Here is a 19,392-nt window from a genome sequence, read left to right on the forward strand (position 1 = left end):
GAATAATGTCTAGCCTGAGAACAATTGAAGCTGTTTTGAATGTCGAAACCGGTCACGAGGTGTTCGCAAAGACTTTTTTCGCTTCGGATGAGAAAATCATATTTGAACATCGGCGGCTGCAGGAAGAGGCTATACAGGGACATGGCCCCGCAAAATTTGTATGTTATTACTGCAGGCAGGTATTGAAGATCAGAGGCGGTATCAGGCATGACGATGGTAGTATGGCGCAGATTTTTCATTTTGCCCATCAAAGAGACAGTGATGAGTGCATAATTAAAACTTCTTCGTTCCTTACAAAAGAGCAGGTCCGGTGCATCAAATATAACGGGCAGAAGGAGAGTCTGCTGCATATCCAAACGAAGGAGTTGATCGGCACACAACTGAGAGCGAATCAATCTGTTCACGGAGAGGTTTCTGATGTAGTGGTGGATCAGGTTTATAAGGCAGCCCCTATTAGTAAGGAATGGCGTAAGCCTGATGTACGTTGTTTTTTCAGGGAACAGCAGGTGGTTTTTGAGGTGCAGTTGTCAACTGATTTTATCAGTGTCATAACGGAACGTGAAATCTACTACCGTAGCAACAGCCTCTATATTCTTTGGGTGTTTAAAAGTTTTGATACACGAAGCATGTATCAGCGTTTTGTGCAGAAGGATATATTATATAGCAATAACCAGAATGTATATGTATTGGACGAGGAAGCTATCCGGCTTGGAAAGGCCGCCAATGATCTGGTGTTGCATTGCTATTATTATGAATATTGGAATGATGAAGGCGAGGTTAATGGTTGCTGGAAAGACGCTTTTATCCGCTTACGGGAGTTGACATTCGAAAGCCGGAAAATGGCTTGCTATTACTTCGACTCTTCCGGGAGCCTACGAGAGGCGGAGCGGTCTGTTGAGATCGCAGTGATTGCCAACGCCAATCAACACGGGCATTCTGAAGCTTACAACCAGCGAATTCGTGATACTATTTTATACGCTGATAGGTTGAGGGAAAAGTACCCCGATCCTGGCAGGCTGATAAGTCACCTTCTGTCAAATGATTTTGAGCCTGATCGCAGAATGCCGAAACCTGCGCGGAGCTATAGGCTTACAGAAATCGATACTAAATTTTTAAAAGAAGAATTCGCTATCGGAATTGTTGCTCCGGCAGATAGCCCTGCTTTCGAAGTGGCGTATAGGATAGCGTATTATCTGTTCCTTTACAAAGCTGATCTGGAAGATATGCCTTATGGCCTCAGGCGCATTCTTAATGCACTGTTGTCACTGAAAATAAATCGTGTGATAGGTTTTGGTTATAAAACAATTCTGGTGATGGCGCATAAGATTTTTGAGTCAGATAAGCAGTATGGCAGGCTCTTTATACATGCTATGCATCATTATAGACGTTACGAGAGCTTGCTGGAAGAGGATAAGTGGGGTAAGTTGATAACGAAAATCAGGAAGCTGGAGAAAGATTCGGAAAAGCCGGACTGGAAAGAACTGACTTTGTTGTTCAGGATATTTCCTGAACTCAATAGTTTCCGGCCATAAAGGGCAGGCCTCTCTATGGAAGCTGAAACAGGTCGGTAGCGAAGTGGGTGCCCAACTAAACTACCACTGTCTAAAACGGAAGTCATTGGGCCATCCTATACGGAGTATCTTCCGTTTACTTTGGCCCAGCATCACCGTAATAGACATACAAAAAGCAGGAGAAGTCCGACCCCACCGGGTCGTAATTCCTTTAAGGATGAAGCGAACTATATATTTATCAGAAAATTCCTGCGCAGGATACCACAGATAACCAATCCTGATTTCAACTACTATGTTAAAGAAGTAGTCAAATTAGCTGGCATTATTGACTTAATTAAGCTCTCTCACAAAAGCGGCAACGAGGATGTTATTGAGGTTAAACCTAAATATGCCTGGGTTACCTCCCATACCTACCGCCGCTCCTTCTGCAAAACGAATTTCTGGCAGGAACACCCGTAGTTATACCTAAACCTTATCACAAATAGGCAAATGAATTGCCCACGATGCTCAAATGTAAAAAATTTAATAGCTAATTGACAAATGTAGAATTGAGCAATATTTCCGACTTATCCAGTTCGTTGAATTAAATATTACCAATTGCATATAGATAACCCTCGTCTGAACCGACAATCATCAGACCTCTTAAAATTGCAGGGGTAGACAACAACGATTTCCCTTTGTATAATTCCCACGCAGCATGCTCATTTTCATTTGAAATCGGCTGATCTTTATCATAAACTACACCAGCATCATCATTTTCTCCTAAATAGATACCCCATTCCCTTTCTTTGCTTTTGCCATTCACTTTGTAGAGATAACCATCATAGCGACCTAAGTAAATATGATCTTGGTAAATGACTGGTGAAGACCACTGTTGAAACATAGCCCGGCCGATTTTCGTTAGCCAATTCAATTTGCCACTTTTCTTATCAATGCCGCCAACTTCATTTGAATAAGGGTGCGTAAAAATGATTTCATCCCCGTAGATAACCAGATTAGTTCTAATATTACCAAAATGGGTCCCTATACCATCTGAGTCAGATGCGAACCACAGTGTATCGCCTGTTAACCAATCAAAACAACCAATTGCAGGGTAGCCATAATAGGTTTGTCGAGCCACTGCCAAATACATTAGTCCATTATCAATCAATGGCGGTGAATACAGCTGCGGAAAAGTTAATCCTGTAGGACTAAACTGATCTGGATAGCCAATACCAATAGTTTGTTTTAGCTGAAAATGATCGAAAGTGCTGACAAGCAAAAACACCAGACCTTTTACTGATGGTATGAAAATTTGTGTTTCGTGATTCTGTTTAACATAGGTGGCATTAGCCATAACTTGTTGATGAAGTTCAATCACGTACAAGGTAGTGCCACTAACCGTATCTAAAAAGTGAACCTCACCTGAATATGTGATCACGATATATTTTTCAGTACTCAAACCAACGTCTTTTAATACCTTAGATACTACACCTGATGCCAATTCCCTGATCCACTTTTCTTTACCAGTCTTAGCTGATATACAAAATACTAGGCCACTATCACATCCTCCAATAATGTTACCATCATAAATATTGATCTCATTTACATCCGATTTAGTCGGATAAAACCATTTTATGGCTCCACTATATAACTCCAAGCAATAAACACCATCGTTGTTATCCGCTTCGTTCCATTGATCTCCTGCGCTACCTACAAAAATATTATCGCCTATAATTAATGGTGTATTCTTCCATTTCTGTTTACCAATGTAAGTACTCCATAGAATTTTCGGCAGTGATGAACGTTGCGGATCGAATGCTTTTACTAGTTGAGTCACTTTGCGATTAGTGTCTTTGGCCAGGTTCAGCTCTTCAATATTGAAAATTTGACTGTAAACATCTTGAGCCTCCATTAAATCAATCAATTCATTCCCATTCTTCAATGCTATAAAGGTTGATGACAACTCATATTTGCTCATCTGGTTAGCTTTCCATTCCGACCACTTTAAATTTTCTTCGTAATTAAGCACACGAGGCAGGCACAACATCCAATTTGACATTTTGTAATCGGAAGAAGTTATCGCACGCTCAAATGAGTTTTTAATTTGTGTATATTGGCTATCTTTCAACTCATCTAAAAAGAATTTGCATTGATAAACTACTACTGGTTCAATTCCAAGTTCTCCGACATAAACATCAATGCCACCATCACCTCTTTTAACAGTTACTTGCTGCACGTTTTTTTCACTGTGCATCTTTCTAAACAAGGTTTCACAAGCTTTTTCAAATGCATCCCTTGCACCAGGAAAGTTAGAGTGTAATGCTTTAAAGTCGTACCAGTCTCTTTTCATGGTTTTAAATAATCTATTTATTCAGGCTGAGTAATAAACAAATGACAGCGCATATTATCAAGTAAATGCTATTCGCCATCAAAATTATCGACAGCGACAATTATATGAGTCATAGAATACAGGATGGCATTTTCTTCAGGAAATCCCCAAACGAGTAGATTTTTTTCATCAAAGTACATGTGGGAAATACCGGGAAAATAGCGCCTGTCTACAGGATGTTTAGCTCTGGGGTTATGGTACATAACAAGCCCATCCCCCCATGCTTCTTCGTAATCTGCATCATTGATATTTTTGACGACCACAAAGGCTTCTGTCGCTTTAGGATCGGGATTGTGCACGGCCATTAGTCGGATCATATTAACATTGGGACTGCCTAGCCCTGCCAAATGTCCCATACGGTTAAATGTGGGCAGCGTTCCGTTGTTAGAGTATAGCACTGCACTAATATTTTCGGCATCCGGCAAATAGAAAAACCCGGATTCGATCTTTTTGCCTTTATATTCATGCCATTCAATACGTTCATCTGCCGGTCGAACCGCACCGTCTGCATCAATCAAAACAGTAGGCGTAATTTCGCCGTTTTCAGCCGTTTTATATATAGGTCTTAAACCGTACAAATAATTGATCAATGCGTTTCGGCTCCAAGTCATTGAGCCTAGCGCTTCTAATGTGGAAGGCTGGTGAAAATCGTGGATAGCGATAATCAATGGCACATTTTTTACGTGTTCTTTCTCCCAATACTTCTTGCGTAGCTTCCCTACTAATGAACTGCCGTATTTAATCGGCATATAATCCAAACTCAACAGGAAGGCCTCACGGGGATCTTTGGGTGATGGTTCATCAAACTGCGGACTGGGGTTGACGGTTACCGCCTCAATGGCAAACCGTTCGCCAAAGTAAGAAACAAAATAATCAGGCGCATTGTAACTGGTATCCAGATCAAAACCTGCAGTGTAAAGATAAACGTAAATATACAACTCCCAAAGCCTGGCATCAAAGCCTGTAGTTTGAAAATCTTTAATGTAATTGCCGTCAACATCAATAAAGCTATACACAATCTCATTAATCATCGCTCGTGCCGCTTCCTGTCCTGATACATCTAAAAGTTTAAAATAGTGATGCAGCTTATTTTCTGGTACCTGTGGTTTTAAAAATTCTTGCGGCAGCGTCTTTTCATCCCCTTGTTCGTAAATGGTCTTGCCGTCGTGCTCATATTTAGGAAATGCCGCCATTATAGCAATTGTTGCCTCTTCTTGCGAAGTAAAGCCGCTGTCAAAATCAATGGCGCGAAAAACCTTTCGTTTATCCCTCCCCAGGATCATATAGTAATAGTCTCCTGCATCATCTACGGCAATAGTGCCTAATAGTTTTAAACGATAAGCCTCATACCAGGCCAACTCTTTAAACTGAAGGTTTAAATATGGATGACGAACATAAACGTAAGCATTAAAACGACGCAAGGTAATTTCGCGGATCATATCAGGCTATTTAGTAAATCTGTGACACCTATAATAGATATTACCCCAACTATCAGCTGCCTGTTGCAAAGACAGTAGCGGCAGTGTATTGGCAAAGGTGAATGAATTAAGTGCTTCGGTATATCGCTCTATAGTTGGCTGATCATAAATCCAGATAAACGGTTGTATCCAAATTTTGTCGTAGCGTTCATTTAATCCGGGCGAATCAAATTTTTTTTCTGCCCATTTTTTTGTAATGCGGCCCGCAATAATGTTATACAGCCCTTCCTCACTGGTGATCCGCTCATAATTAAGGTTGATATTTCGTATTTCAATTAACACCGGTTTTCTGCCTGGCTGTTCAAAGCACAAATCTGCATCAGGCGGGTCGCCTTTATAGGTCCCGTCTGGCAAGTAAACGTGGCTAAAAGAATGTAGTCTGGCCGGAGCCATTTCTTTTATTAAAAACACGGTGCTAACCAATTCGCCTACCCGATCCAAATATTTAGCCTCGTTTTCCCAAAACATATCAGCCATTTCTTCTTTTAATTGCCTAAGTAATTCAGGATTGTTGTTAGTAAGCGTGATAAACTCATTAACCTGTCCATCAAGAAATGATATTAAGCCTTTGCCAACCCTGACGATCCTTTCTAAAGAATCAGGGAATTCCTTGATACGCACCAAAAAATCATAAATATTGGTGTTATAATTCTGTTTTGTTAATGCATGTTTACGTAATCGCTTGGTCAGCTTCGTATTAATTTCCGAAATATTGCTAGCTGAAAAATACACCTTTGCCAGATTAGCATACTTGTCTTTTAAGAATGACAACCAATCAATATCTATTGGCTCAATTTCATCTGGGTCTTGCTCTGGCATATTATTAAAAAGCATAAAATGATAAAATTTAATTGATTGTATCTTTCTTAGCGGGCACTAGAGGCACAGTAGCTGGCTGTGGTACTGGAATTACTCTGACCAGAACAGTATCTTTCATCAACACATAAACCGTATCTCTTTTATTTATCGCAGTTGTTTTGCCCTTGGCTGCTCCTTGTTGCAGGAAGAGAGACACCAATATGCCCAAACCTATGAGATACAAACCTAGTTGAGTCAGGGAACCCCACATAGCTGCTCTACGGTAAATATTATATTTACCTTCATATTGAGTTCCAGCCAAACTTCCAGCTACAACGTAACCAAATATCACTGAAAAAATAAAAGACACTTCCATCGTTACGACCCATCCAATACTAAGATTAGCCATTTCTTTAAACAGGATAGCGGGAGCAACAATAAAAGTAGATGCTAGTGTTGTTAATAGCTTAGTTTGCTCCAGGTAGGTTTTGGAGGACTCTTTTTTGTCATCTTTCGAGCCTATAGCCTGCAATGGCTGTACGGGTGTATTATCAGGCATATTGCCTGTTGCAATCAATGTACGATCTACATGTTCATGAACGCATGACGTACCGTGTTCATGCGCTTGTCCTGCGGTCGATACGGCATTAGTATCTGTCATTGCTTCGCGGTGGTTTACAGAATGGAGGAATACTGCACCAATTTAAACGAATGGCGTTCATTACATCAACAGCCGTGACGCTATAAAACCCTTCCGCCAATCGTTTATAATCATATTCATCCCGGCGATTATAGAGTTCTCTACCGAGAAGATACAATGATTGCTGCCAGTTTACCGCATTGATATGATCTACTTCCAAGTAATATTCACGGATTGGTAACAATAGAAAATTGCTTGCTTCAACGGTAAATCTGAGACGATACTCATTTTCTATGCGGTATAATGCCTTGTAAAATAAATTTTCCGGAAAAACCATATAGTTGGGTTTATTTCTAAAATCAAAATGCCCTTTATCAAGGTGATTAGAATACTGGCCCAAAGCCAATTTTCTAAGTAACCAGGCTATGTATATGAGAGTTCCAAAAATGCCTGCTAAGAAAGCTATGAGTATGATCTGTTCAAGTGCGTGAAAGGTTACCATGGGTTTAACTATATGGTAATGGTAATGATTTTTTTTGATTTATTAAAAATCTACAGCCGGTATTTACACTTTGCAAACTCCTTCCTATACATTTATTTGCAGGCAATATTTATGACAGTATGGACTCTTTGATTATCATGCGCACGAATTCGATATACATCATGGTTTAAAGACCGGCTACAATGAATTTCATCAATACGCCCACGCCAGTAGCCTCGATTTAGAAAAAAGGCTCAATAACTAGTTTCAGTTTGCGTTAAATGATTCTATGCTTTTTGAAAATTATAAACAGGAACCCGCTGACTGTTTTTGCCTTACAAGGATTGACTTAGCGGCTAAAAGGATTCATGTCGCGATCAATTTTTCTTTAATATAACTGTCAGCTGTATAAAAGTCGATGCCCAGATATTGCTCTTTTTCCATATGCGCTTTTAATTCCTTGTTAACAAAGAAAGCATAACGATATGATGGTTCCCATAAAAAAATAATGATGGCAGTTGTGCCCCATCACGAAGGACTAGGTCACTGTAATAAATTTGGGGGCATCCCAACCTGTGCTTTCTTTGGCGGCTTTATTGATGGACTTTTATCAAAATCTATTTGATCATCATATCTTTTAAAAAAGCGCAGGAGGTAATACTGTTTGTTGCTAACTGGTTTACCCTGATGGGAGATTAATGTCAACTTGCTGGATTCATACGTGCTAGCCAGCAGGTTTTCTTCAATAATTAAGTTAAAGAAACGCTCAGACACCAGCCAAGTATCTGTGTCGATAATATCAAAATCAACTACAAGCTTTGGTAATGACTTTGTGATCATTAGCAGTTTTTCCGGTAATTGCAGGCCTGGCGGTGGGGGATGCCATCTCTTTTGGGAACGTAAAAAAGCCACTCAGACGAATAGATAGGTTCTAACGGCTTCTTCTCTTGAGTTTCTCGGTTAAAACACGCTGGACTCACACTGGCATTCCGGGTCGAGCTTCTCTGTGTTTAGAGGAGGGGGAGGGGTTGCCGTGCATAGCTTCGTAGAAGTCGAAGTGCAAAAAGTTGCTTTTGTCCATAACCTCATATTCGGCTGGCATTATCCATACGGAATCGCATAGCATTTTAGCCTGTGGGTTATAAAAGTATATATAGTTGCGTTCATGGTAGTGCTTTACAAAGTCGGTATAGCCATCATTGTTCATGTCTTTTTTACTGTATTCATCATCGCACAGGTACATCATTGCTCTCGTTTTCCAGGTGTTTTCCTGTAACTGCTCAACGCGGTAACATTCAAAATTGTATTTTATGCCAGTGTCGAAACGGAGTCTGAGTTTTTGCCCACCTGTTTCAAAAGTGTCTATCCAGCCACTATGAAGATTTTTGAAGGCGGTTTTTGATGAATCGTAATCGTGGTGGTAGTGAAATGTGGTTGGCACATTCTTTTCCACCTTAACAGGTAGTTGTGTTTTTTCTGTGTCTTGTTTGATGGGAAATGCGGGGGCGGGAGTTGTTATTGTTACAGGAGCAACAGAGGGATGCTGCTATCAATAGTAAGCGTTGCAGGGGTTTATATTCAGATGTGCTAAATATATGTCAAATGCTATAAATGCAAAAGACGCTATTATTAGCGCCTTTCTTAATTCCGTTGGGAAAATTAGCTCAGCCATTTATGGCTTTTGTCGTTCTTGTACGAGGCCTTTAGGTAAGCCGTGTTGCCGGATAAACTCGGCAGCAAACTCCCTCTTCTTCACCAGCACAGGATCATTAGCAAGGTCAGCTATATTTTTAATAGCTGCTACCTTGTCTTTCTTCACTATTTTTTTTTCTTTAGGAAGTGCCATATAATGTGCATTTACGTTTTCAAATTTAAACAATTATCTCTTTTGCAACAAGAAGGAACTGTAGTTAATGCCTTTTTTAAACGGTCGCCAATCACCTTTAACAAAGCCATATAAATGAAAGGTATTGTTTATTTCATACCATAGCCTGCTAATACCCATCTGGTATAACCGGGTGCGGGCGGGCGTGTTTCCTGCAACAAATATGCTTGCATCCGGATGATTGTTCATAAAATCCAGTACAGTCGCGGCTACCGTAGCCAGTACTTTGTCGCGGTCTGCATTATTGGTAACGACTTTGTCATCCAATTTGCCAGTGATTTCTTCCCAGTCTCCAAAAGATAGGTTATACACTACTGTTTTTACATCGGGAAGACGATAGTATTCCACCAGTTTTCTTACCCGTCCAAGCGGACCCTCACTATAAAACTCGTAGTAGTGTTTTTCCGGGTCTTTTACAAAAGCATATCGTTCCAGTTGCATCTTAACCTTTTATACGTTATTGATGTAGTGCCTTAATTGACTGCTCTGGCGGATGCTATGATTTCAGGTAGTGATGGTAAAGGCAGATAAGCATAAAAAAAGACCACATTGCTGTGATCTTTCGTGATTCGGCTGGGACTCGAACCCAGGACCCATACATTAAAAGTGTATTGCTCTACCAACTGAGCTACCAAATCTTTCCTTCCTTACGACTGCTGCTGAAGAGCAGTGTTCCGTAATTGGGAGTGCAAAGATAGGAGTATTTGTATTACAGCCAAATTTGAGGTGAAATTTTTTTTAGTGTCTCTGGCTGTCTTTCATTCAGTTACATGCGCGAAGTGTTTATTTTTGTGCGTATAATATAAGTACAAGTAACATGAGCTCATTACAAAATAAAGTGGTTGTGGTAACCGGTGGGTCGGATGGCATAGGCAGGGCTTTAGTGGAAACTTTGTTACAGCAGGGCGCCAAAGTGGCTACCTGCAGCAGAAACTATGATAAGCTATACCAGTTGCAAACCTTGAATCCCAACAAACCTCTTTTTACCTACCAGGCCGATGTAAGCAGCGAGCAGGATTGCCGCACGTTTATTGAACAGGTAGTGAAAGCCTACGGCACTATTGATATATTGATTAATAATGCCGGTATTTCTATGCGCGCCCTTTTTGAGGATACCGAGCTGGAAACCCTGCGTAAGGTAATGGACATTAATTTCTGGGGCACGGTGTACTGCACCAAGTTTGCCCTTCCGTATATTATTAAGCAAAAAGGTACCGTAGCAGGTATTTCTTCTGTAGCAGGTTACCGCGGCCTGCCGGGGCGCAGTGGTTACTCTGCCAGTAAGTTTGCGGTAAACGGCTGGATGGAAGCGCTGCGTACAGAGCTGATGGAAAGCGGCGTGAATGTGATATGGGTATGCCCGGGCTTTACGGCATCTAACATACGCAACGCAGCGCTGGACCAGGATGCAAAACCTACGGGCGAAACCAAAATGGATGAAGGTAAAATGATGACGGCCGAGGAGTGCGCCACGCATATACTGGATGCGATTGTAAAACGCAGGCGTACGCTGGTGCTTACGGGTACGGGCAAGCAGGCGGTATATATGAACCGCTTTTTCCCGGCGCTGGCAGATAAGCTGGTGCGGAAATTCTATTATAAAGATGGTAAATTGGTAAAGTAATTGTGTAACATTCGCTAACGCATGCCCATAGTTACACTCACCACCGACATAGGCCAGAATGACTACATTGTTGGCGCCATAAAGGGGCAGTTGCTGACTGCAAATCCTGCATTTAATATCGTTGATATCAACCATTGTTTATCTCCGTTCAATTATCTGCAGGCTGCCTACATATGTGGTAATGCGTATAAGTATTATCCCGCAGGTTCTATTCATCTGTTACTGGTGAACGTGTTTGATACCAATCCCGATCATATGCTGGTGGCTGCCTGGAACAACCAGTGGATTGCCTGCCCGGATAATGGTATTCTTACGCTGATTACAGGTACACGCCCTGCAGACCTGGTGGCCGTATCTGTTCCGCAAAAGAGCAGTATGGGTATATTGGAATGCACCCGTTCGTTATCGCTGGCTTTGGGGCAGCTGAGCCAGGGGGCACCGCTGGATCAGTTGGGCGATTCGCGTGTAACAATTGATGAAAAATATCCGTTAAGAGCTACGATAGGGCCTGACTGGATGGAAGGGCAGATTATTTTTATTGACAACTTTGAAAATGTGGTGGTGAATATTACCCAGGCGGAGTTTGAAGAACAACGCAAGGGGCGGAAGTTTAAAATTGTATTCACCCGTAATGAAATGATAGAAACCCTGAGCAGAAACTACGCCTCGGTACAGGCCGGTGAAAAACTGGCCTGGTTTAACAGCGCCGGTTACCTGGAAATTGCCATTAATAAAGGCAATGTGGCAGGGCTGTTCGGGTTACAGGGTTTTTCTGAAAGCTCCCGCCACGCCACCCTGCACAACAAATGGTTTTACCAAACGGTGCGAATTTTCTTTGAATAAACCCTTATAGCATGCGGCGCTTTTTACAATATATATATACCATATGGGCATTGCTCTGGTTTGTGGTGCTGATGCTGCTGATACTGCCTTTTGTACTGCTTTCGGCGTTGCTGGGCAGGGATAGGGGTGGAAACGCAGTGTACCGTATTTGCGAAGCCTGGGCGGCGGCCTGGTATGTGGCTAACGGCATACAACACCGCGAAATATATGAGGTGCCGCACGACCGGTCAAAACAATACATTTTTGTGGCCAACCACAGCAGTTATATGGATATACCCTGCGTGGTGCGTTGTATGCACCAGCCTATACGGGTGCTGGGGAAGTATGAAATGGTAAAATACCCCGTGTTTGGCATTATTTACCGCATGGCGGTGATACTGGTGGACAGGAGGGATGCCCAACGCCGCTCGGAAAGTGTACGCAACCTGAAGGCGGCGGTACACAAAGGTATTTCGGTGTTTATTTTTCCGGAGGGTACTTTTAACGAAACAGACCAGCCGCTGAAAAGCTTTTACCCCGGAGCATTTCGTATAGCCATTGAAACGCAAACGCCTTTAAAGCCGGTTTTGTTTGTAGATGCGGTGGACAGGATGCATCACCGCGGCTTTTTTGAGTTAACACCGGGAAAAAACCGGGTGGTATTTCTGGATGAAATACCTGTAACGGGCTATACATTAGCCGATGTGGCGGTTTTGCAGGAAAAAGTGCGCGGAATGATGGATGAGGGGTTGCGGCGGTACAGGCACTACGAAAGTAAGCCTGACCCGAAAATGGCCTGAAGTAGCGTGAAATTTGTTAAAGAAAACAAAAAATACAAAAAAGAGTAGCCCTTTTTAGGGGATGGAACGTCTTTATTACACAGGTAGATAATACCCAATCAAATTGTTTTAGTTTTCTCATGTATATACCCCGGAATTGTGTCTACTTTTCCGGCTTTTTTTTGCCCCTAACGGACTACCGTACCGCGGCAGATACTTCGGCAGAGGTGGTGAGGCCGTATTTTTCCCGGTAAGCTTTAGGCGGCAACCCGGCAATGCGGGTAAACAGCTGACGGAAAGATTTCATATCTCCATACCCCACCTGGTACATAATATCAGTAATACTGGCATCGCTCTGCTCCAGTAAACGGCGGGCAGCTTCAATACGGGTTTGTTGCAGGTAACTGATGGGCGTTACTCCGGTAGCCTGTTTAAACCGGCGCATAAAATTGCGGGCGCTCACCGGCATTTTTTTTACCAGTTCATCTATGGTAGCCAGTTCCATATACTGATCTTCAATCTGCAATTGTGCCTCTTTCACCAGACTGTCGTTGTGATTTTTGCGGGGTTGAAAACCGGCAAAGTAGGCCTGCTGGTGCCGGTCCATATCAATAGAAAACAGCTTGGCTATCTGAATGGCCATCTGCCTGCCGCAATACTGTTCCAGTAAATGCAGCATCAGGTGAAAGCTGCACGTAGCCCCGCCACTGGTATACAGGTTATTATCGTGCGTAACCACTGCTTCTTTACACAGGGTTACTTCCGGAAAAAATGTAGAAAATGCATCGGCATACATTACATGCGTGGTGGCCTTTTTGCCGTTGAGCAAACCGGTGGCCGCCAGCAGAAAAGCGCCGGAACAAAAACTGCCAATGGCAGCTCCGCGCTGGTACTGCTGCTGCAGCCAGGGGATAAAGCCTTTATTGGCATCCAGCGATTGGGCTATATGGTGCGAGGTAAACGCGGGTATCAAAATTAAATGAGGCCGGAGCTGTTGGCTGAGTTGTGATTCGTTTATCAGCTGAATATGAAACAGGGGCGGCTGGTTTCGCTGTTGTTGCAGCCAGTTAACCGATTCAAATACATCCAGTATGGCAGCGGTGCTTAAAGGTCTGTTTTCGTGTGTTTGTGCAATGATCAGTTCTATCATAACGTGTCCTCCGGTGGTCAGCAACTAATTTAAAGCTTTTTTGTCCGGAATGCCTTCTTTTCCGGCTTATTTACCCTGGAAAAGATATTTACAGGAAATTATATTCGTTGTTATGAAACAACTGTTTATCCTTATTTCCGCCGGCTGCCTGGTAGCAGCCTTTGCCTGCAACAACACCCAACAGCAGCCAGCACCTGCTACAGACAGTACCCACACCACAGCGGGCGAGCAGGTAGCGCGCCAGCTGTTTGATGCTTTTAACCGGCACGACTGGGCGCAGATGGCCGCCTGTTATGCCGACACTGCTTTATTTCTGGACCCCTCTTTTGGTAAGGAGTATGTAACCAAAACCCGGCAGCAGACCATTGCCAAATACACCGAAATGGCAGCGATGTTTCCGGATATAAAAGATGACGTGAAAGCGGTGTATGCAGCGGGCGATCATGTTACGGTAGAGTTTGTATCCAGCGGTTCTTCTGCACAAACCGGTGCATGGCAATTGCCTATATGTACCGTGTTTACCCTACAGCAGGGAAAGATTATAAAAGATGCTACTTACTATGATCAGGAATAGCTTAATGATTTCTTAATAGAAGATAGGGGAGGGTTGTGCGCTAAAAGAAATTCCTTCGCCAAAATTTCCCCTATATCTTATGTTCAAACCCACATGGCTGCTGTTAGGCAGTATTCTCGCGTTTTTGAGTGGTGTGCACGGGCAGCGTAAAGCCAGTGTGTTATCTAACCTGGTGCGTGGACCTTACTTACAGGTAGCTACAGACAGTACCATAGTAATACGCTGGCGCACCGATGTATCGTGCAGAAGCCGCGTACGTTATGGTGCCGAAGCAGGCAGGCTGGCACAGTTTACAGATGACAGTACCCTTACCACAGAACACCTGGTAAAGCTGCGCGGCTTACAGCCACATACCCGTTACTTTTACAGCATAGGCAGCTTCAACGATACCTTACAAACAGGCAACGATAACCATTTTTATACACTGCCGGAAAGTGGTAAGGAAAGCTTTTACCGCGTAGGGGTGTTTGGCGACTGTGGTAACAACTCGGTTAACCAGCGCAACGTTAAAAAAGCGTTTATTGATTACCTGGGTAATGATTATATGGATGCCTGGATACTGCTGGGTGATAATGCTTATCATAACGGTACGGATGCAGAGTACCAGGCCAAATTCTTTAATATTTATAAGGATGATCTGCTGAAGAAATATCCCATGTACCCTTCACCCGGTAACCATGATTATCATGATGTGGATTTTCCGGCAGCTACCGAAATGGCGCAGAAAACCCATGCCATTGATTATTACAAAAACTTTTCCATGCCGGTAAACGGCGAAGCAGGTGGTGTGCCTTCCGGTACCCAGGCTTTTTATGCTTTTGATATTGGTAATATTCACTTTTTATCGCTCGATAGCTACGGTAAAGAAGTGAATGAATACCGCCTGTACGATACCCTGGGGCCGCAGGTACAGTGGGTAAAGAAAGACCTGGAAGCCAATACCAACAAGGGCTGGGTTGTAGCCTACTGGCACCATCCGCCTTATACCATGGGCTCGCATAACTCGGATGACGAAACCGAACTGGTTAAAATAAGAGAGAACTTTATTGGTATACTGGAGCGTTATGGGGTGGATTTGATTTTATGTGGCCACAGCCATGTATACGAAAGATCGCGCCTGATGCAGGGCCATTTTGGAATGGAGCCTACGTTTGATTCAGCAAAGAACAACCTGAGCGGTTCCTCTGCTTTGTTTGATGGAACCACCAACAGCTGCCCGTATATTAAAGAAAACCTGACCGGACGCGGTACCGTGTATGTGGTAACCGGTTCCGCCGGTCAGCTCGGTGGTAAAGAAAAAGCCTGGCCACATAACGCCATGTATTATTCCAATGCGGATAATGGAGGCGCTTCTATACTGGAAGTGCAGGGTAACCGTTTAGACCTGAAATGGATTTGTGCAGATGGGGTACAGCGCGATCATTTTACCATGATGAAGCAGGTAAACCAGCACCGTACCTACAACATAAAGCGTGGTGAAAGCATTACCCTTACTGCTTCTTACGTAGGTAATTACCGCTGGAATAAAAGTGATGCAACGGAGAGAAGCATTACCGTAACCCCTAAAAAGGGAACTACGGTGTATACGGTGGCTGATACCAACGGTTGCCTGAAAGATACTTTTACTGTAACGGTTCGCTAATACCCTATGCGTATTGGCCTTACTATATTGGTGATAATAGGGTTGGCGCTGGCCCACCTGTCGTTAACGGCCCCTGATGCTACCACACCGGCAGCAGCAAGGGCCGTTACGTATTTTACCACCGTGGCAGACAGCTTTGTAACAGCTACCCGCCATTTGGAAAAATGCGTGCAACAGATAACAACTGACAGCAATTCTGTAGCGCAGGCCCGTAGCGCATTGATAACCTGCAGGCGTTATTATAAACGCATGGAGTTTTTTCTGGGATACTTTTATTTTAGTGAAAGCACCGTGTACAACGGGCCACCTAAATACGAGATAGAAGAGCCGTATATGGAATACCAGCACCCGGCCGGTATGCAGGTGATAGAAGTGCTGCTATATGAGGCGGAGGTGCCTGTCCATAAAAAAGAACTGGAGGAACAGGCAGAGCTGGTACGTTCTTCTGCCGAAGGGTTACGCGGCTTGTTATACGGTTTTACGGCTTCAGATGCGCAGGTGCTGGAAAGCATGCGGCTGGAACTGGTGCGTATTATTGCCCTGCATATATCCGGCTATGATGCGCCGCTGTTAAAGAGCGGTATTATGGAGGCGGAACAGGCCTTACTTTCTTTTCAGCATCAGCTACCTGCTTTTGTTGCTGCCCCTTATGCAGATAGTACTGCTTTTTATGTACAGCGTGCGTTGCATTACCTGCAAGGCAGACAGCAGGATTTTGATGGGTTTGACCGGCTTACTTTTCTTACACAATACATACTGCCCTTGCAAAGGGTGTTTGGTAAATATATTGCCGGCAGCGGCCAACTGTTACAAACAGCGCCGGTGCTGAATTACAATGCCAGCCACCTGTATAGCAGAGATGCTTTACTAATAACGGGATTTGGTGCGGCGGCAGACACAGCCAATGATAAGCTGGTTGCACTGGGTCAGCAACTGTTTCATGAAAAAGCGCTGTCTGGCAACAACAGCCGCAGTTGCGCCAGTTGCCATATCCCTGATCAGTACTTTGCAGATCAGCTTACCCGCAGTGCATCGTTTAACGGGCAAACCCTGCTAAAACGCAATACGCCTTCTTTGTTATATGCCGGTTTTCAGCACGCACAGTTTTGGGATGGACGTGCTGCCAGTCTGGAGCAGCAGGTGAAAATGGTAATGCAGAGTGTGGATGAAATGAATGCAGATACCACGCTGAGTATGCAGCAGCTACAGCAGCAACCCGTGTACCGGCAGCTGTACAGCAAGGCATTTACCGGAAGCAAAGCGCCGGTGAATATGGATAACACGGCCACAGCTATTGCAGCGTATGTACGCACCTTATGTGGCATGAATACGCCTTTTGACCGGTTTATAGCCGGTGATACCCATGCCATGACCAAAGAACAGCAAAACGGCTTTAACCTGTTTATGGGCAAGGCCCAATGCGCTACCTGCCATTTTGCACCGGTTTTTAACGGGCTTACTCCGCCGTTATATCAGCTAACTGAATTTGAAGTACTGGGTACCACTGCATCGGGCGTTGTTTTACCTGCACGTGCGGATGCCGATAATGGCCGGTACGATTTCTTTCCCATTTCCTTTTACCGTCAGGCATTTAAAACACCTACCGTACGCAATGCAGCAGTAACGGCGCCTTATATGCACAACGGCCGTTTTGCTACGCTGGAAGAGGTGGTGGAGTTTTATGATAAAGGTGGTGGCGCAGGGCTGGGGTTGCCCCTGGACAATCAAACGCTTTCCACCACACCTTTACAGTTGACTGCTGCGGAAAAGCAGGCGCTGGTGCGTTTTATGGAAGCGCTTACGGACGATAAAAATTCATTACGCCAATACCAGACTGCCCGATAGCAGCGTGACTATAAATGCGCGTGCAAGTGTAGGATGATCGCAAATGGTTTTATAGGCTTCGTGCATATGTTTTTCCACCGTACTTACACTTATTTCTAACAGGCTGGCTACTTCTTTATAACTCAGCCCTTCCAGCTTAACCAGCGTAAATACCTGCCGGCGGCGTTCCGGCAGCAGGTTCAGCAGTTGCTGCATCCTTTGTTTGTTTTCCTTTGCCGCTATATAGGTATCGGTACTGTCGTTTGCAGGCAGGCCTTCGGTATACTGCTGCAGATCTTCTGTGTACACCATGCGCGTATTCCGGCGCAGATGGTCTATTACCAGGTTGCGGGATATGGTGTATAAAAAGGGCAGTACTCCGGTAGTGGTATCCAGGGTATCCAGCTGTTCCCACAGCTTCATATAACTGGTTTGCATGTAATCGTGCACCTGGCTTTTATCATGCACCATGCCCCGGATAAAGGCATACACCTTATCCTTTGTATGGTAAAAAATCTCCTCAAACAGTGCTGTTTTATTCTGTGCCACCTGAAGCCGTAGTTGTAGTGCAAAGATATACGGGGGCGGGCAGGGGCTTTGCGGGGGGAGGTATTACCAAATTGTTATTTCAAAATGGGGACTAGAAGTTTTTTTTGCGCCGCCCGTGATTTATGTAACCGGCTATAAAAGGGCTATTGAAAATGAGCAGCGAATTATTTGACAGATATATAAACGGCAGATGCACACAGCAGGAAAAACAGCTGGTGGAAAACTGGCTGAAGCAGGAAGAACATGCGGAGGAGCTGGATGCACTGATGGCCGTTCGCTGGCAGAACAGCCACGATAAAATGCCGGAAGAAGATACGCGTTTACTGTGGCAGGCATTACAACGCAAAGCATTGGGCACGCGCAGGATAGTGAAGATGCATTGGTACCGTGCCATAGCAGCGGCGGCAGTAATAGTGGTAATGGTGAGTGCGGCCATACGCTGGCAGCAATACCACCGCCACAACCAGCGCCTGGCGCAGCATACAGATACGCTGCGTTTGCCGGGCCAGCAATGGTTGCGTGTAAGTAATGCGCATAATAACCCCAGGAAAATAACACTGGATGATGGCTCGGTGGTGGAGTTAGCCAGCCATTCTGCTATTGAGTATGCCAAAGGTTTTGAAACAGGCAGGCGTACCATTCTGTTAACAGGAACGGCCACATTTACCGTGGCAACGGATAAGCTGCGTCCTTTCTCTGTATACAGCGCAGACCTGGTAACTACCGCATTAGGCACCCGTTTTACAGTAGCGGACAACCAACAGGGTAGTGCGGTAAAATTGTATGAAGGTAAGGTAGCGGTACGGCTGAAAAAGCCGGCAGCAGGCCAGCCGCAGGTAATACTGGTTCCGGGGCAGGAATGCAGTACCGGCAACAGGCAGAATAAGTTATGGGTAACGGCTTTTGCAGTGGATACACCTGCAGGTGTTAAAGGTGCCGGAACAACCGTGGCAGCAGATGTACAGGATACCCTGGTGTTTAATAATACGCCGCTGGTGCAGGTTTTAAAACAACTGCAACAGTACTATCATACAACGGTACATTACCAGCCTCAGCAGCTGGTGGCAATTACTTTCAGCGGTACCATCAGCCGGGCTGATTCGCTGCCGATGGTATTGCAGGTGATAGCCAACATGAACGGGCTGCATGTAAGCAGTTTGGCAGGTGGCTATAACATAACAAAATAACAATCACATTTTTTATAAGCCTTTTGCAAAGGACATACGCCAGCCATCCGCGGTGCAGGCAGGCTATGCTTTTGCCC

The 19,392-nt window shown here is 44.2% G+C and carries 19 protein-coding genes and 1 tRNA gene; 8 read left to right on the top strand and 12 right to left on the bottom strand.

Going from position 1 to position 19,392, the window contains the following annotated elements; genetic code table 11:
* Positions 1-5: 5 nt before the first annotated feature.
* Entirely contained in the window at positions 6-1,532 is a 1,527-nt protein-coding gene (locus IEY13_RS05890) for a DUF6035 family protein (protein WP_188951003.1), read from the top strand.
* A 562-nt stretch (positions 1,533-2,094) separates the two neighbouring features.
* On the opposite strand, the gene IEY13_RS05895 is transcribed toward IEY13_RS05890, so the two are convergent.
* The 10 genes from IEY13_RS05895 to IEY13_RS05940 all read right to left on the bottom strand — a co-directional run bounded on the left by IEY13_RS05895 (position 2,095) and on the right by IEY13_RS05940 (position 9,802).
* A complete protein-coding gene (locus tag IEY13_RS05895; RefSeq protein ID WP_188951004.1) occupies positions 2,095-3,843 on the bottom strand; it encodes an outer membrane protein assembly factor BamB family protein in 1,749 nt (582 codons plus the stop codon).
* Between the two features lie 68 nt (positions 3,844-3,911).
* Positions 3,912-5,321, bottom strand: coding sequence for a hypothetical protein (locus IEY13_RS05900; protein WP_188951005.1), 1,410 nt, complete (start codon positions 5,319-5,321; stop codon positions 3,912-3,914).
* Between the two features lie 6 nt (positions 5,322-5,327).
* Positions 5,328-6,179: a hypothetical protein gene (locus tag IEY13_RS05905; RefSeq protein ID WP_188951006.1), complete on the bottom strand. Its 852-nt coding sequence runs from the start codon at positions 6,177-6,179 to the stop codon at positions 5,328-5,330.
* Positions 6,180-6,207: 28 nt separating this feature from the next.
* Positions 6,208-6,819 carry a hypothetical protein gene (locus tag IEY13_RS05910; protein WP_188951007.1) on the bottom strand — a complete coding sequence of 204 codons (612 nt, stop codon included), beginning with the start codon at positions 6,817-6,819 and terminating at the stop codon, positions 6,208-6,210.
* Positions 6,806-7,300, bottom strand: a complete 495-nt coding sequence (locus IEY13_RS05915) for a hypothetical protein (RefSeq protein WP_188951008.1) — start codon at positions 7,298-7,300, stop codon at positions 6,806-6,808. Before IEY13_RS05915 ends, IEY13_RS05910 begins: the two co-directional genes overlap by 14 nt.
* Positions 7,301-7,822: 522 nt before the next feature.
* Positions 7,823-8,191, bottom strand: a complete 369-nt coding sequence (locus IEY13_RS05920) for an Imm43 family immunity protein (protein WP_262891958.1) — start codon at positions 8,189-8,191, stop codon at positions 7,823-7,825.
* A 64-nt stretch (positions 8,192-8,255) separates the two neighbouring features.
* Positions 8,256-8,732, bottom strand: a complete 477-nt coding sequence (locus IEY13_RS05925) for a hypothetical protein (RefSeq protein WP_188951010.1) — start codon at positions 8,730-8,732, stop codon at positions 8,256-8,258.
* A 219-nt stretch (positions 8,733-8,951) separates the two neighbouring features.
* The gene (locus IEY13_RS05930) at positions 8,952-9,125 is read right to left on the bottom strand and encodes a hypothetical protein (protein WP_188951011.1); all 174 of its coding nucleotides are present in this window, start codon (positions 9,123-9,125) and stop codon (positions 8,952-8,954) included.
* Between the two features lie 33 nt (positions 9,126-9,158).
* Positions 9,159-9,605 (bottom strand): DUF6934 family protein, encoded by a 447-nt coding sequence (locus IEY13_RS05935; protein ID WP_188951012.1) that lies wholly within the window; start codon positions 9,603-9,605, stop codon positions 9,159-9,161.
* A 124-nt stretch (positions 9,606-9,729) separates the two neighbouring features.
* Positions 9,730-9,802, bottom strand: a tRNA-Lys gene (locus IEY13_RS05940).
* A 179-nt stretch (positions 9,803-9,981) separates the two neighbouring features.
* On the opposite strand from IEY13_RS05940, the gene IEY13_RS05945 reads away from it, so the two are divergent.
* From IEY13_RS05945 to IEY13_RS05955, 3 genes are read left to right on the top strand one after another with little or no spacing between them, the layout of a single operon-like run.
* Complete coding sequence (locus tag IEY13_RS05945; protein WP_188951013.1) at positions 9,982-10,788, top strand: SDR family oxidoreductase; 807 nt, start codon at positions 9,982-9,984, stop codon at positions 10,786-10,788.
* A 21-nt stretch (positions 10,789-10,809) separates the two neighbouring features.
* Entirely contained in the window at positions 10,810-11,631 is an 822-nt protein-coding gene (locus tag IEY13_RS05950) for an SAM hydrolase/SAM-dependent halogenase family protein (RefSeq protein ID WP_188951014.1), read from the top strand.
* A gap of 11 nt (positions 11,632-11,642) precedes the next feature.
* Entirely contained in the window at positions 11,643-12,410 is a 768-nt protein-coding gene (locus tag IEY13_RS05955; protein ID WP_188951015.1) for a lysophospholipid acyltransferase family protein, read from the top strand.
* Between the two features lie 175 nt (positions 12,411-12,585).
* Here the strand turns inward: IEY13_RS05955 and IEY13_RS05960 are convergent, their stop codons facing one another.
* A complete protein-coding gene (locus tag IEY13_RS05960) occupies positions 12,586-13,539 on the bottom strand; it encodes a GlxA family transcriptional regulator (protein ID WP_188951016.1) in 954 nt (317 codons plus the stop codon).
* 112 nt (positions 13,540-13,651) lie between these two features.
* On the opposite strand from IEY13_RS05960, the gene IEY13_RS05965 reads away from it, so the two are divergent.
* The 3 genes from IEY13_RS05965 (at position 13,652) to IEY13_RS05975 (ending at position 17,600) form a co-directional block, all read left to right on the top strand.
* On the top strand, positions 13,652-14,113 hold the full coding sequence (locus IEY13_RS05965; protein ID WP_188951017.1) for a nuclear transport factor 2 family protein: 462 nt from the start codon (positions 13,652-13,654) through the stop codon (positions 14,111-14,113).
* A 79-nt stretch (positions 14,114-14,192) separates the two neighbouring features.
* A complete protein-coding gene (locus IEY13_RS05970; protein ID WP_188951018.1) occupies positions 14,193-15,755 on the top strand; it encodes a purple acid phosphatase family protein in 1,563 nt (520 codons plus the stop codon).
* Positions 15,756-15,761: 6 nt separating this feature from the next.
* The gene (locus IEY13_RS05975; protein WP_229687754.1) at positions 15,762-17,600 is read left to right on the top strand and encodes a cytochrome-c peroxidase; all 1,839 of its coding nucleotides are present in this window, start codon (positions 15,762-15,764) and stop codon (positions 17,598-17,600) included.
* Here IEY13_RS05975 and IEY13_RS05980 read toward each other — a convergent pair.
* Positions 17,574-18,128, bottom strand: a complete 555-nt coding sequence (locus IEY13_RS05980) for an RNA polymerase sigma factor (RefSeq protein ID WP_188951019.1) — start codon at positions 18,126-18,128, stop codon at positions 17,574-17,576. The two genes, IEY13_RS05975 and IEY13_RS05980, sit on opposite strands and share 27 nt — an antisense overlap.
* Before the next feature lie 152 nt (positions 18,129-18,280).
* On the opposite strand from IEY13_RS05980, the gene IEY13_RS05985 reads away from it, so the two are divergent.
* Positions 18,281-19,315, top strand: a complete 1,035-nt coding sequence (locus IEY13_RS05985; protein WP_188951020.1) for a FecR family protein — start codon at positions 18,281-18,283, stop codon at positions 19,313-19,315.
* The last annotated feature ends 77 nt before the right edge of the window (positions 19,316-19,392 follow it).

This window comes from Filimonas zeae, from assembly GCF_014641615.1.
GTDB classification, from domain to species: Bacteria; Bacteroidota; Bacteroidia; order Chitinophagales; family Chitinophagaceae; genus Filimonas; species Filimonas zeae.